11 protein-coding genes are annotated in these 14,475 nt (G+C 57.1%); all 11 read right to left on the bottom strand.

Translation table 11 applies throughout. The features are described from left to right. Positions 1–39: 39 nt before the first annotated feature. Positions 40–1,059, bottom strand: coding sequence for an MraY family glycosyltransferase (locus tag BM382_RS11150; RefSeq protein ID WP_072442831.1), 1,020 nt, complete (start codon positions 1,057–1,059; stop codon positions 40–42). 89 nt (positions 1,060–1,148) lie between these two features. Next, a complete protein-coding gene (locus BM382_RS11145) occupies positions 1,149–2,111 on the bottom strand; it encodes a UDP-glucose 4-epimerase family protein (RefSeq protein WP_072442829.1) in 963 nt (320 codons plus the stop codon). A gap of 443 nt (positions 2,112–2,554) precedes the next feature. Continuing rightward, positions 2,555–2,851, bottom strand: coding sequence for an integration host factor subunit beta (gene ihfB, locus BM382_RS11140; RefSeq protein ID WP_072442827.1), 297 nt, complete (start codon positions 2,849–2,851; stop codon positions 2,555–2,557). A gap of 140 nt (positions 2,852–2,991) precedes the next feature. Next, positions 2,992–3,273: a hypothetical protein gene (locus BM382_RS11135; protein ID WP_072442825.1), complete on the bottom strand. Its 282-nt coding sequence runs from the start codon at positions 3,271–3,273 to the stop codon at positions 2,992–2,994. Between the two features lie 200 nt (positions 3,274–3,473). Further along, the gene (gene rpsA, locus BM382_RS11130) at positions 3,474–5,168 is read right to left on the bottom strand and encodes a 30S ribosomal protein S1 (protein ID WP_007931318.1); all 1,695 of its coding nucleotides are present in this window, start codon (positions 5,166–5,168) and stop codon (positions 3,474–3,476) included. A 121-nt stretch (positions 5,169–5,289) separates the two neighbouring features. Next, on the bottom strand, positions 5,290–5,979 hold the full coding sequence (cmk, locus tag BM382_RS11125; RefSeq protein ID WP_072442823.1) for a (d)CMP kinase: 690 nt from the start codon (positions 5,977–5,979) through the stop codon (positions 5,290–5,292). After that, complete coding sequence (locus tag BM382_RS11120; protein ID WP_041752460.1) at positions 5,976–8,183, bottom strand: bifunctional prephenate dehydrogenase/3-phosphoshikimate 1-carboxyvinyltransferase; 2,208 nt, start codon at positions 8,181–8,183, stop codon at positions 5,976–5,978. Before BM382_RS11120 ends, cmk begins: the two co-directional genes overlap by 4 nt. Before the next feature lie 28 nt (positions 8,184–8,211). Next, a complete protein-coding gene (hisC, locus tag BM382_RS11115) occupies positions 8,212–9,324 on the bottom strand; it encodes a histidinol-phosphate transaminase (RefSeq protein WP_072442820.1) in 1,113 nt (370 codons plus the stop codon). A 10-nt stretch (positions 9,325–9,334) separates the two neighbouring features. After that, on the bottom strand, positions 9,335–10,429 hold the full coding sequence (gene pheA / locus BM382_RS11110; RefSeq protein ID WP_011062583.1) for a prephenate dehydratase: 1,095 nt from the start codon (positions 10,427–10,429) through the stop codon (positions 9,335–9,337). Next, positions 10,429–11,514, bottom strand: a complete 1,086-nt coding sequence (gene serC / locus BM382_RS11105; RefSeq protein ID WP_011062584.1) for a 3-phosphoserine/phosphohydroxythreonine transaminase — start codon at positions 11,512–11,514, stop codon at positions 10,429–10,431. The genes pheA and serC overlap by 1 nt, the downstream gene beginning before the upstream one ends. Before the next feature lie 64 nt (positions 11,515–11,578). Next, entirely contained in the window at positions 11,579–14,248 is a 2,670-nt protein-coding gene (gyrA, locus tag BM382_RS11100) for a DNA gyrase subunit A (RefSeq protein ID WP_011062585.1), read from the bottom strand. Positions 14,249–14,475 lie beyond the last annotated feature (227 nt).

Raw genomic sequence — 14,475 nt, 5'->3', positions numbered from 1 at the left:
GAAAGCGCCCTATTGGGCAGTCCCGAATACTAGACAGTATCAGTCTGTTTTCTCCAACTCACCCGCCCGAAACCTGAAAGCAAGAAAAACCAGCGGCGCGTAAGCCAGTACTAGACCAATAATACCATCCAACCCGAACAGCCCCACGCCTATGGCGATTGGCAGAAGCCAGAGTGTATTGATAGCCAAGGCCGCCAAGGTCACTGGTAGATGCCGACCAAACTGGCGGGAGGCGAACTGATAAGCATGACTACGATGTGCTTCATAGACCTTGTCTCCGCGAACTAACCGCCGAGTCAGAGTAAAGGTCGCATCAACAATGAAGACGCCAAGAAGAATCAACCATACCCAAAGAAAGCGCGAGGATGCCCAGGCTGCCTGTACGGAAAGAATCCCCAGAACAAGCCCAAGAAAACCGCTGCCAGCGTCCCCCATGAAAATACGTGCAGGAGGGAAGTTCCAGTAAAGAAAACCCAGCACTGCCATCGACAATAACAGTGGCAGCCAAATCAATGATGGAGCATCAGCAAACCAGTAAATTACGCAGGCACCAAGACATGTACTCACTGCCTGAACACTGGCAATCCCATCGATACCATCCATAAAGTTGTATAGATTGAGCATCCAGACTAGGTAGAAAATTGCGCAGATATGCCCAAGCCATGAAAGATTAAGATCAAAGCCAAACACATGAATCGCAGGCAATCCCCCTAGCCAGCTCAGCGCCCAGATCGCTGCTATAAAATGCGCGAGCAGCCTCCAACGCGCTGCTATATGCCCATGATCATCTAAAAAACCAACTACAGCTATCAGTGCACCTGCTCCCCATAAAGCCCCTATGGAAAGCAGAGGAACATCTACCAGCACGCTTAGCAGAGGCGCAGCAGCCAGAAAGCTCAGGACAATTGCAACGCCCCCCCCTCTGGGGGTAGGCACGGTGTGAGAGCTGCGACTATTGGGAACGTCCATCAAGCTGCGAGCTAGAGCATAGCGTCGCAACACCCACGTTAGCAGAAGCGAGACACTGGCTACCACTAACATAAAGAACCAAATCACCATGTAACTTTAATCCTTAAAGCGCATGAAAAATCGATAATCATTAGAGCCATACCCTTAAAACCAGAAAGCCTCTTCAAATGCGTTAAAACTCAAGTACAACTATCAATAAAGTATTTCGCTGTAGCATCAAGTGCTTTATCTACACTCAGAGGAGGAGCCCACCCCAATAGCTCACGATTCTTGGATATATCCACCTGAAGAGAACCACACAGCCGTTGGGAAATGGATTTTTTACCCAACAATGCAGCACTAAAACTCAAGATCCCACTAGGGATGGCCAGCAGACGAGCAGGCTTACCCAATGCATTACCCATTTTTTTTAGCAGTTCGGTTGTCGAAAGGTCTTCCCCGTCACTAACTAAAAACACCTGATTGGCAGCTAGCGGATGATCAATACACGTAACAATCAGATCCACCAAATTATCTAATGCCACCAAACTCCGGCGGTTATCTATTGCCCCAAAAGGTAAAGGAACTCTCTTATACAACCAGTGCATCATATTAAGAAAGTTAGCTTTAACGCCAGGGCCGTATACAAGAACTGGGCGAATAATTACAACTTCCATTCCCGTTTGAGAGGCAATGATCATCAAGCCCTTTTCCGCTTCCATTTTGGAAATACCGTATGGATCTGTAGGGGCAGGCTCATCATCAGCAGTATAAGGAACATTGAGTGGTGTCCCCTCACCGTTAACCTTGATGGAACTGATAAAAACGAATCGACCTACACCACGCTGGGCAGCCTGGCGAGCCAAATTTAGCGTCCCTTCCACATTGACCTTCCGGAAGGCCTCGAGTGGATCGAGTGAGGACTCATGCATTACATGGACACGGGCAGCCGCATGCACTACGACATTGCAATCGAGCAATATCGAACTCCAGTCCGTCAGACCATCAATCTGTTCTACCTGAGTAACAGACGTGGTAGCCACTAAAGCCGGAATGGGCTTTCGCACCACAACAGTTAACTTATGGGGCGAATTTTTAGATAAACACTCATGAACAGCGCCACCTACAAAACCGGATGCTCCCGTCAAAAGGATCCTGGCCATTATCTACCGTACCTTCTAAAACTGGCGCCACAGAGTAGTATCTGAAACACTCGAAAATTACATTATGCGCCGCCAACAACCTGCCGAGCCATACTATCCATCAAAAAAACATCCTACCCTGAATACAATGCGATGCAGAATACCGCAGACACAGCTCAAGATAGTCGCGCAAGCAGCAGAACTGCCATCGCAAAGCATCATCCGAAATCAAAAAATACTCATAGCCCACTTCGGCTGAAAGAAAAACAATCAACCCTGCGGGATTTTAAGACGGTAGAAACAAGGAAATCGCTAGGAGAAACCCAGGACCAGTACTCTAAATAGCTTAAAAGCAACCCCACTCAAGCCAAAGACCTATTCGATCAACGAAAAGCATTCCGCCTTACTCTGCGAATGAAAAGCATACTAAAAGCGACTTCATCTAGAGTGTTTTTATCTTAGGCTTACAGGCCGTCCCCCTCCTCTTCGTTAACTCGATCACGAAGCTCCTTACCCGGCTTAAAGTGGGGAACGAACTTTCCATCCAAGCTGACTGACTGACCTGTTTTTGGGTTACGACCTACCCGAGGTGCGCGATAGTGAAGCGAAAAGCTACCAAAGCCTCGGATCTCAATTCGATCGCCAGTGGCTAGGCATTGAGACATCTGTTCAAGCATCGTCTTTATCGCCAACTCGACATCCTTGGATGAGAGCAGCCCTTGATGGGTGACAATTCGTTCGATCAACTCCGACTTCGTCATATTTTTCCCTTCTTTTTCAAGCAGCTAGGTCAGTGCTTCAAAGGTTTTAGCATGCTCTGAGGGTTTTGAACAGCCCATCTGCGACGCCAATACAAACTCCTTTCTTGTAGAAGATGCAGTGACAAAAACGCAAAGCCGCCCTATCGACACATGACCAGCATCGTTCGGGTCAGATAACCCGCCGGATTCCAACCGAAGGGATAATCCCCCTCCTCATCCTTGGCATCACTGGACTTGGTAATGACCTTGTAGCCATTGGCCTTACACTCACGCGCAGCACGCTTGTAGCATTTGTCCCAATCCGACCCCAGCCCCGAACAGTCGATCTCTATACCACTGAGCCCGCGTACCGCATGGGTCTTTACATTGGTCGTACACCCAGCCAAAAGAAGAATCAAAACCACGACACCCAACCTGCTCATGCTCCTCCTTAAGGCAGCTTATGCTGCTTGAATAATGCACCCATTGGGTAAGCCTAGACCCTGACACGGCAGCCAAACCCACCTAAGAAAGAGACAACTCATTGCACAGATTGGTTTCCCCAGCACCCTGCTCCCACCCTCTCGAATTTCAGGCATAAAAAAGGGCGACCGAAGTCGCCCTTTTTATGGTCTGACAGAACTTAGTTCTGCTTTTCCATTTGTGCACGCAGCAGGTCACCCAGAGTGGTAGGACCAGCAGCGATATCCGAAGCAGCTGGCTTGTCGCGCAGGCTCTGGATAGCTTCTTTCTCGTCTTCAACGTCTTTCGACTTGATCGAGAGCTGGATTACACGGCTTTTACGGTCAACGCTGATGATCTTGGCTTCAACTTCTTCGCCTTCTTTCAGAACGTTACGCGCATCTTCGATGCGGTCACGGCTGATTTCGGAGGCTTTCAGAGTAGCTTCGATATCGTTAGCCAGGGTGATGATGGCGCCTTTGGCGTCAACTTCTTTTACAACACCCTTAACGATTGCGCCTTTGTCGTTCTCTTGGACGTACTCGGAGAACGGATCGCTTTCCAGTTGCTTGATACCCAGGGAGATACGCTCGCGCTCTGGGTCAACCGACAGGATAACGGTGTCCAGCTCGTCGCCCTTCTTGAAACGGCGTACGGCTTCTTCGCCCACTTCGTTCCAGGAGATGTCGGACAGGTGAACCAGACCGTCGATGCCGCCGTCCAGACCAATGAAGATACCGAAATCGGTGATCGACTTGATGGTGCCGGAGATCTTATCGCCCTTGTTGAACTGGCCAGAGAAGTCTTCCCATGGGTTCGACTTGCACTGCTTGATGCCGAGGGAGATACGACGACGCTCTTCGTCGATGTCCAGAACCATAACTTCCACTTCGTCGCCGACTTGTACGACTTTCGAAGGGTGGATGTTCTTGTTGGTCCAGTCCATTTCCGAAACGTGTACCAGGCCTTCCACGCCTTCTTCCAGCTCAGCGAAGCAGCCGTAGTCGGTCAGGTTGGTTACACGAGCGGTAACGCGGGTGCTTTCTGGGTAACGAGCCTTGATAGCAACCCATGGATCTTCGCCCAGTTGCTTCAGGCCCAGGGAAACACGATTGCGCTCGCGATCGTACTTCAGAACCTTGACATCGATCTCGTCGCCAACGTTGACGATTTCGGAAGGATGCTTGATACGCTTCCAAGCCATGTCGGTGATGTGCAGCAGGCCATCGACGCCACCCAGATCGACGAATGCGCCGTAATCGGTGAGGTTCTTGACGATACCTTTGACTTGCTGACCTTCCTGCAGGGATTCCAGCAGAGCTTCACGCTCAGCGGAGTTCTCGGCTTCGAGGACGCTGCGGCGGGAAACGACAACGTTGTTGCGCTTCTGGTCGAGTTTGATGACTTTAAACTCGAGCTCTTTGCCTTCCAGGTGCGTGGTGTCGCGCACTGGACGGACGTCAACCAGAGAACCTGGCAGGAACGCACGGATGCCGTTAACGTCGACAGTGAAGCCGCCTTTAACCTTACCGTTGATAACGCCCTTGACCACTTCTTCGGCTGCGAAGGCTGCTTCCAGAACGATCCAGCATTCAGCGCGCTTGGCTTTTTCACGGGAGAGCTTGGTTTCACCAAAGCCGTCTTCAACCGAATCCAGAGCAACGTGAACTTCATCACCAACATTGATGGACAGTTCGCCAGCATCGTTGTAGAACTGCTCAAGCGGGATCAGCGCTTCAGACTTCAGACCAGCGTGAACGGTTACCCAACGCGCTTGGTAGTCGATGTCGACGATAACACCGGTGATGATGGAGCCTGCCTGAAGGTTCAGGGTTTTTAGGCTTTCTTCAAAGAGTTCCGCAAAGCTTTCGCTCATTTTAATTCCTGTTGATAAGGGCGAAGAATCCGCCCATCTGCCACATCCCAGACGATGTGGGTTACGTTCATATAAAAGAACGATCGCAGGACTATGACTGGTCCCCTGCAACCCTTCTTGTTCACCCGGTGATATCGCGAATGGCGATTTCACTCAAGATGCGTTGCAACACCTGATCGATGGACAACTCCGTGGAATCCAGCTGTATGGCGTCAGCCGCCGGCTTGAGCGGGGCCACCGCTCGCTGGGTATCGCGCTCATCACGCGTACGGATCTCATCTAGCAGACTCGACAGACTAACACCATCGACCTTTCCCTTCAACTGCAAGTAACGGCGACGAGCACGCTCCTCGGCACTGGCAGTCAGGAAAATCTTCAACGGAGCGTCGGGAAACACCACGGTTCCCATGTCGCGGCCATCGGCAACCAACCCTGGCGGCTCCTGAAAGGCACGCTGACGCTGCAGCAGGGCGTCTCGCACAGCAGGCAACGCCGCAACCTGAGAAGCCCAGGCCCCGACCTGCTCGTTGCGCAGGTCATCCGTCACGTCATCACCCTCAAGAATGATCCGCTGCGGATGGTTCTCGGTAGCTCCGAGAAACTGCACATCCAGGTGAGCCGCCAACAATTTCAGCGACTCTTCGTTGGTCAGATCGACGCCATGATTGCGCGCGGCGAACGCCAGAAGCCGGTACAGCGCTCCGGAGTCCAGCAGACACCAGCCCAGATGCTTGGCCAGCTTCCCGGCAATGGTGCCCTTACCCGAACCACTCGGCCCATCGATGGTGATCACCGGCGCCTTGATATTCACGACTGAGCCTCTTGCGCGACACGGATCCCCACCTGCGCGCACAGCGCAAGGAAGTTCGGGAACGAGGTCGCAACGTTGGCGCAGTCATGAATGCGGATCGGCGCGTTGGCGCGCAGCGAGGCGACACTGAAAGCCATGGCGATACGGTGGTCACCATGCCCATGAACCTCCCCGCCGCCGATCTGGCCACCCTCAATGATGATGCCGTCCGGGGTCGGTTCGCACTTGACCCCCAGGGTCAGCAGGCCATCAGCCATCACCTGGATACGGTCAGACTCCTTGACCCGCAGCTCTTCAGCGCCACGCAGCACCGTGCGCCCTTCGGCGCAAGCGGCCGCGACGAACAACACAGGGAACTCATCGATTGCCAGCGGTACCAACTCTTCGGGAATCTCGATCCCCTTGAGCTTGGCGGCGCGCACATGCAGATCGGCAACCGGCTCGCCACCCACTTCGCGCTGGTTTTCCAGACGAATGTCAGCGCCCATCAACCGCAGGATATCGATCACACCTGTACGGGTCGGGTTGATCCCCACGTGCTCCAGCACCAGTTCGGAACCTTCGGCAATGGATGCAGCCACCAGGAAGAACGCCGCGGAAGAAATGTCCGCAGGCACCTCAATATGGGTTGCCTTGAGCTTGCCGCCGGATTCGACCGAAGCCGTGGCGCCGTCGACACTCACCGAGTAGCCGAAGCCACGCAGCATGCGCTCGGTATGGTCACGGGTCGGAGCCGGCTCGGTGACCGTTGTTTTTCCTTCGGCATATAAACCTGCCAACAACAGGCAGGACTTAACCTGCGCACTGGCCATCGGCAAGGTATAGGTCAGCCCCTTGAGCTTGTGACCGCCACGAATCACCATCGGCGGGCGACCCTCGGCAGCCGTCTCAATGACCGCGCCCATTTCCCGCAGCGGGTTCGCCACACGATTCATCGGACGCTTGGACAGGGACGGATCGCCAGTCAACGTGCTGTCAAAGCTTTGTGCAGCCAGCAAGCCCGACAGCAGGCGCATCGAGGTACCGGAGTTCCCCAGGTAGATCGGCCCTGGAGCCGGCTTCAAGCCGTGCAAGCCAACACCATGAATGGTCACACGACCATGATGCGGCCCTTCGATGACCACGCCCATGTCGCGGAAAGCCTGCAAGGTCGCCAGAGCATCTTCGCCCTCGAGGAAACCTTCCACTTCAGTGGTGCCCTCAGCCAGCGAGCCAAGCATGATCGAGCGGTGAGAAATCGACTTGTCGCCCGGTACACGAATCCGCCCAGACAGGCGGCCACCAGGATTTGCCAGGAAAATCAGATCGTTGGAGTTCATAGCGTCCACATAGGCCCGGCGGGCCAGGATTTTACCGAAATGCTCGCGGGCAACCCGGGCGCGAGTGAATACGCCCAACAATTGATGCCCGTCCCCTGCATCGACCGCATCACGCAGAGCGTCGAGGTCGTTGCGAAATGTATCGAGTGTGCGCAGTACCGCCTCGCGATTGGCAAGGAAGATGTCGTGCCACATGACCGGGTCGCTGCCGGCGATTCTCGTGAAATCGCGGAACCCGCCCGCAGCGTAACGGAAGATATCGAGATTTTCACTGCGCTTGGCCAGGGAATCGACCAGACCGAACGCCAGCAGGTGCGGCAAATGGCTGGTCGCCGCCAGGACTTCATCGTGACGCTCGACCTGCATGTGCTCGACATCCGCCCCCAGCTCACGCCAAAGCCTGTCGACCAGGTCCAGCGCCGCGGCATCAGTCTGCTCCAGAGGCGTCAGGATCACCTTGTGCCGACGAAACAGCTGCGCGTTGGAGGCTTCCACACCACTCTGCTCGGAGCCCGCAATGGGGTGCCCCGGGACAAAGCGTGCAGGCATGCCGCCAAAAGCTTCTTGTGCAGCGCGCACCACATTGCCTTTGGCGCTGCCGACGTCGGTCAGCACCGCCTGGCCCAGATCCATGCCGGCAAGCAGAGCCAGCAGCTTTTCCATGGCCAGGATCGGCACCGCCAGTTGAATCACATCGGCGCCCTGGCAAGCCAGGACCAGATCCTCTTCACAGCGATCCACCACCCCCAGTTCGACCGCCAACTGGCGGGACTGCGGATCCAGATCGACACCGACTACCTCACGACACAGGCCACTTTCACGCAAACCCTTGGCAAAGGAACCGCCAATCAACCCCAGGCCGATCACCACCAGGCGACCGATCATAGGCACAGCAGATTGCATTGGAATGACATCAAGCACGGGCCAGAACCTTGGCCAAGGCCTCAAGGAAACGAGTATTTTCCGCCGGCAGGCCGATGGTGATGCGCAAATGATTTGGCATGCCGTAGTTGGCCACCGGACGCACGATCACCCCCTCGCGCAACAACCCCTGGAAGATCGGCGCAGCCTCACGCCCCAGGTCCACGGCAATGAAATTGCCCTTGGAAGGAATCCAGCTCAGGCCCAGATCACGGAACCCCGCCTCCAACTGCTGCATGCCGGCCTCGTTCAGACGACGACTCTCGGCCAGGTAGTCCACATCCTCAAGTGCGGCGCAAGCCGCAGCCAAGGCCAGGCTGTTGACGTTGAAAGGCTGGCGCACACGGTTCAGCACATCCGCCACCATCGGGGTCGACAGCCCATAACCGACCCGCAGGGCTGCCAGGCCATAGGCCTTGGAGAAGGTTCTCGAAACCAGCAGGTTCGGGTAGGCCGCCAGGAAGTCCAGGCCATCCGGCAGGTCACTGCCTTCGGCGTACTCGATATAGGCCTCGTCCAGCACCACCAGCACGTGGGCCGGTACATCCTGCAAAAACTCGTCCAGTTCCTCGGCACCGAACCAGGTACCGGTCGGGTTGTTCGGGTTGGCGATGAACACCACGCGGGTCCGATCATCGATCGCCTTGAGCATGGCTGGCAGGTCATGCCCCCAGCTCTTGGCCGGAACCACGCGAGCCTGGGCTCCGACAGCCTGGGTAACGATGGGGTAGACGGCAAATGCGTGCTCGCTGAACACCGCATTCAAGCCAGGCGCCAGGTAGGCACGAGCCACCAGCTCCAGAATGTCGTTGGAACCGTTGCCCAGGGTCACCTGGTCGATTTCCACACCGCAGCGCTCGGCCAGCAGGGACTTGAGGGCAAAACCGTTGCCATCCGGATAACGGGTCAGCTCGGCAAGCTCGTCACGAATCGCCGCCAGGGCCTTGGGGCTGGCGCCCAGCGGGTTTTCATTGCTCGCCAGCTTGACGATGGTGGCCGGATCGATGTCCAGCTCACGGGCCAGTTCGTCCACGGGCTTGCCCGGAACGTAAGGCGAAAGTTGTTGCACGCCTGGTTGTGCCAGTGCGAGGAAGTCGCCACTCATTGTTAAAGCCTCAGAGAACCGCTTTCGGGTAGGAACCCAGCACCTTGAGTGCTACTGCTTCCTGACTGATCTTTTCCAGCACACCCTTGACCAACGGATCACGGTGGTGGCCGACGAAGTCGATGAAGAACACATAGGTCCATTTGCCACTGCGCGAAGGTCGGGTCTCGATTCGCGTCAGGTCGATGCCATTGTCGTGGAATGGCACCAACAGCTCGTGCAAGGCACCGGGCTTGTTGCTCATGGACACGATGATCGAGGTCTTGTCGTCGCCGGTCGGCGGCACTTCCTGATTACCGATCATCAAAAAGCGCGTGGAGTTGTCCGGACGATCCTCGATTTTCTCTGCCAGGCGCGTCAGGCCATACAGGCCTGCCGCCATGTCGCCGGCGATCGCCGCCGAATTCCACTCGCCCTTGACCCGCTTGGCCGCCTCGGCGTTGCTGGACACCGCCACGCGCTCGACATTCGGGTAATGGGCGTCCAGCCACTTGCGGCACTGGGCCAGGGACTGGGCATGGGAATAAATGCGACTGATGCTGTCGGTCTTGGTGTTCTCACCCACCAGCAGATGATGGTGAATGCGCAGTTCGACTTCACCGCAGATCACCATGTCGTGCTCGAGGAAGCTGTCGAGAGTGTGGTTCACCGCACCCTCGGTGGAGTTTTCCACCGGCACCACGCCGAAGTTCACGGCGCCGGCCGCCACTTCACGGAACACCTCATCGATCGCTGCCATCGGCTTGCTGATCACCGCATGACCGAAGTGCTTCATGGCCGCGGCTTGGGTGAAGGTACCTTCAGGACCGAGGTAGGCCACTTTCAATGGCTGCTCCAGGGCCAGGCACGAAGACATGATTTCGCGGAACAAACGCGCCATCTCTTCATTGCCCAGCGGCCCCTGGTTGCGCTCCATCACCCGCTTGAGCACCTGGGCTTCACGCTCGGGACGATAGAACACCGGCACTTCGCCCTCGGCGAGGGAGCCCATCTTGACCCGCGCCACTTCCTGGGCACAGCGCGCGCGCTCACTGATCAGCTCCAGGACCTTCTCGTCCAAGGCGTCAATACGCAGGCGCAGAGCCTTGAGTTCTTGCTCAGACATCAGCCGTGTTCCTTCTCGAACTCCGCCATGTAGGCCACCAGCGCATTGACTGCGTTGATGTCCACGGCGTTGTAGATGGAAGCGCGCATGCCACCCACCGAGCGGTGGCCCTTGAGGTTCAACAGGCCGCGAGCCTCGGCGCCCACCAGGAACGGTTTGTCCAGGCGATCGTCGGCCAGACGGAACGGTACGTTCATCCAGGAGCGGTCGGTCTTGTTGATCGGGTTGCTGTACAGGCCGCTGGCGTCGATGAAATCGTACAGGGTGCGCTGCTTGGCCTCATTGAGCTTGGCGATGGCTTCAACCCCGCCCTGCTCCTTGAGCCATTCGAACACCAGGCCGGACAAATACCAGGCCAGGGTCGGCGGCGTGTTGTACATCGAGCCGTTGTCCGCCGCGACCTTGTAGTCGAGCATGGTCGGGCAGAGCGAACGGGCACGCCCCAGCAGGTCTTCGCGAATGATGTTCACCAGGATGCCGCTGGGGCCGATATTCTTCTGCGCGCCAGCGTAGATCATGCCGAAACGGGAGATATCCACAGGGCGCGAGAGGATGTCGGACGACATGTCGGCCACCAGGGGAACGTCGCCGGTTTCCGGGATCCAGTTGAATTCCAGGCCGCCAATGGTTTCGTTCGGCGCGTAGTGCACGTAGGCCGCATCTTGCGACAGCTGCCATTCGTTCTGGCCGGGAATTGCGAAATAGTCGTAAGGCTTGGCAGTGGCCGCCACATTCACCTGCCCGTAGCGGGAGGCTTCTTCAATGGCTTTCTGCGACCAGATACCGGTGTCGACATAGTCGGCCTTGCCACCCTCGGGCAGCAGGTTCAGTGGGATCTGGGCAAATTGCTGGCTGGCGCCGCCTTGCAGAAACAGCACTTTATAGTTCGAGGGGATATTCAGCAGATCACGCAGATCCTGCTCGGCCTTGGTGGCAATGGAAACGAACTCATCGCTGCGATGGCTCATTTCCATGACCGACAGGCCCTTGCCATGCCAATCCAGCAATTCGGCCTGGGCACGCAACAGGACAGCTTCAGGTAGCGCAGCGGGACCTGCGCAGAAGTTATAGGCTCGTTTGCTCACATCCACTCTCGCTATGCATTCACGGTAGCGGACAGAGCAAACACTCTGCCCTGCTACGATTTATTTAGTCTTGCGACTCTTCTTCGCCTGCGGCGTCTGCCTGTTGGCCTTCGGCTGCCTCATCGGTATCGGCAACCGCATCCAGCACGGCTCCCTCGAATTCAGCACCCTCTTCACCTTCGAACTCTTCGCCCTCGATTTCCGATGGCTCCTGCACCCGCTCCAGGCCCACCAGGGTTTCATCGCTGGCCAGCTTGATCAGAGTCACGCCTTGAGTGTTACGGCCCAGGCTCGACACTTCGTCGACACGGGTACGCACCAGGGTGCCCTGATCGGAAATCAGCATGATCTCCTCACCATCCAGCACCTGCACCGCGCCAACCAGGCGACCGTTACGCTCGTTGCTGACCATGGCGATAACGCCCTGGCCGCCACGCTTGTACTCGGGGAACTCGCCAATGGCGGTACGCTTGCCGAAACCACGCTCGGAGGCGGTGAGGATCTGGCTGCCTTCTTCCGGAATCAGCATGGAAATCAGCTTCTGACCTTCCGCCAGGCGCATGCCGCGCACACCGCGAGCGGTACGGCCCATGGCGCGCACGTCGGACTCCTTGAAGCGAGTGACCTTGCCTCCGTCGGAGAACAGCATGACTTCACGCTCGCCATCGGTGATGGCGGCACTGATCAGCACGTCGCCTTCGTCCAGCTCCAGGGCGATCAGGCCCACGCTGCGCTGGCGGCTGAAGGACTCCAGCGGGGTCTTCTTCACGGTGCCGTTGGCGGTCGCCATGAAGATGTAGTGACCTTCGGTGTACTCCTCTACCGGCAGCATGGTGGTGATGTATTCACCCTCATCCAGCGGTAGCAGGTTGACCAGCGGACGACCGCGTGCCGCACGGGATGCTTCAGGAATTTCATAAGTCTTCAGCCAGTACACCTTGCCCTTGCTGGAGAACAGCAGCAGCGTGGTGTGGCTGTTGGCAACCAGCAGGTGAGCGATGTAGTCCTCATCCTTGACGCCTGTGGCCGACTTGCCTTTACCGCCACGACGCTGGGCCTGGTAGGCAGCCAGCGGCTGGGTCTTGGCGTAGCCGCCGTGGGAAATGGTCACCACACGCTCTTCTTCCGGGATCATGTCACCCAGGGTCAGGTCGAGGCGGGCATCGAGAATCTCGGTGCGGCGCACGTCGCCGTATTCGGCGCGGATCACTTCCAGCTCTTCGCGGATCACTTCCATCAGGCGCGTGGCGCTATTGAGGATGCGGATCAGCTCGCCGATCTGGTTGAGGATCTCCTGGTACTCGGCCAGCAGCTTTTCGTGCTCCAGGCCAGTCAGGCGGTGCAGGCGCAACTCCAGAATGGCTTGTGCCTGTTCCGGGGACAGGAAGTACTTGCCGTCGCGCAGACCGTATTGCGGATCAAGGTTTTCCGGACGGCAGGAATCCGCACCGGCACGCTCGACCATGGTCATGACCGCGCTGGACTCCCAAGGGGTGCTGATCAGCGCTTCCTTGGCTTCCGACGGCGTCGGCGAGGCCTTGATCAGGGCGATCACCGGATCGATGTTGGACAGGGCAACGGCCTGGCCTTCAAGGATGTGGCCACGCTCACGAGCCTTGCGCAGCTCGAACACGGTACGCCGGGTAACGACTTCACGACGGTGACGAACGAAGGCTTCCAGCAGATCCTTGAGATTGAGAATCCGCGGACGGCCGTCGATCAGCGCCACGATGTTGATGCCGAACACTGCTTGCAGCTGGGTCTGGGCGTAGAGGTTATTGAGGATCACCTCAGGCACTTCGCCACGACGCAGCTCGATCACGACGCGCATACCGTCCTTGTCGGACTCATCGCGCAGTTCAGTGATGCCTTCGAGTTTCTTCTCTTTCACCAGCTCGGCGATCTTCTCGATCAACCGCGCCTTGTTCAGTTGGTAAGGCAGCTCGGTGATGACGATCTGTTGGCGGCCGCCAACCTTGTCGATGTCTTCGATGATCGAGCGGGCACGCATATAAATGCGGCCACGGCCGGTGCGATAGGCCTCGATGATGCCTTCGCGACCGTTGATGATCGCCGCGGTCGGGAAATCCGGGCCGGGGATGTACTGCATCAGTTCGTCGACAGTCAGCTCGGGATTGTCGATCAGCGCCAGGCAACCATCGATGACTTCACCGAGGTTGTGCGGCGGAATGTTGGTCGCCATGCCCACGGCGATACCGCTGGAACCGTTGACCAGCAGGTTGGGGATCTTGGTCGGCATGACCGCCGGGATCATCTCGGTGCCGTCGTAGTTCGGCACCCAGTCCACGGTTTCCTTGTGCAGGTCGGCCAGCAGCTCGTGCGCCAGCTTGGTCATGCGAACTTCGGTGTATCGCATGGCCGCCGCGTTGTCGCCGTCGACCGAACCGAAGTTACCCTGGCCGTCTACCAGCAGGTAGCGCAGGGAGAATGGCTGGGCCATACGAACGATGGTGTCGTACACCGCGGTATCACCGTGCGGGTGATACTTACCGATCACGTCACCGACAACACGGGCAGATTTCTTGTACGGCTTGTTCCAGTCGTTACCGAGCTCGCTCATCGCGTACAGCACACGCCGGTGCACGGGCTTCAAGCCATCGCGCGCATCAGGCAGTGCCCGCCCGACGATTACGCTCATCGCGTAGTCGAGGTAGGACTGTTTCAGCTCGTCTTCGATATTGACCGGGAGGATTTCTTTGGCCAGTTCGCCCATGAGAAGCCTGATTCCTTTTTCTGGTGAAACTTCGTCACATCCATATGGGACGAACGAAGCTCGCCGCTGCAGGCCTAGTGCCATGCACCGACTTACGACAAATCAACAAGTTATGCCATGGATTTGCGCAGTGAAGGCAGCCGCGTCGGACCACCTTGGAAACCGCCGGATGTTATCACAATCGCCGCCACGCACCTATCCCCCTGACGCGCATGGAGCATAGTTAG

It is taken from the genome of Pseudomonas sp. NFPP25 (assembly GCF_900116505.1).
In the GTDB taxonomy this organism is placed as follows: domain Bacteria; phylum Pseudomonadota; class Gammaproteobacteria; order Pseudomonadales; family Pseudomonadaceae; genus Aquipseudomonas; species Aquipseudomonas protegens.
The sequence above is the reverse complement of the archived record's forward strand: the minus strand, read 5'-3'. Positions and strand labels throughout refer to the sequence as shown.

Excerpts from the sequence above, each read along its gene's own strand:
- BM382_RS11150 (WP_072442831.1), bottom strand. The coding sequence starts at position 1,059 with ATGGTGATTTGGTTCTTTATGTTAGTGGTAGCCAGTGTCTCGCTTCTG.
- BM382_RS11145 (WP_072442829.1), bottom strand. The coding sequence starts at position 2,111 with ATGGCCAGGATCCTTTTGACGGGAGCATCCGGTTTTGTAGGTGGCGCT.
- ihfB (WP_072442827.1), bottom strand. The coding sequence starts at position 2,851 with ATGACGAAGTCGGAGTTGATCGAACGAATTGTCACCCATCAAGGGCTG.
- BM382_RS11135 (WP_072442825.1), bottom strand. The coding sequence starts at position 3,273 with ATGAGCAGGTTGGGTGTCGTGGTTTTGATTCTTCTTTTGGCTGGGTGT.
- rpsA (WP_007931318.1), bottom strand. The coding sequence starts at position 5,168 with ATGAGCGAAAGCTTTGCGGAACTCTTTGAAGAAAGCCTAAAAACCCTG.
- BM382_RS11120 (WP_041752460.1), bottom strand. The coding sequence starts at position 8,183 with ATGATCGGTCGCCTGGTGGTGATCGGCCTGGGGTTGATTGGCGGTTCC.
- hisC (WP_072442820.1), bottom strand. The coding sequence starts at position 9,324 with ATGAGTGGCGACTTCCTCGCACTGGCACAACCAGGCGTGCAACAACTT.
- pheA (WP_011062583.1), bottom strand. The coding sequence starts at position 10,429 with ATGTCTGAGCAAGAACTCAAGGCTCTGCGCCTGCGTATTGACGCCTTG.
- gyrA (WP_011062585.1), bottom strand. The coding sequence starts at position 14,248 with ATGGGCGAACTGGCCAAAGAAATCCTCCCGGTCAATATCGAAGACGAG.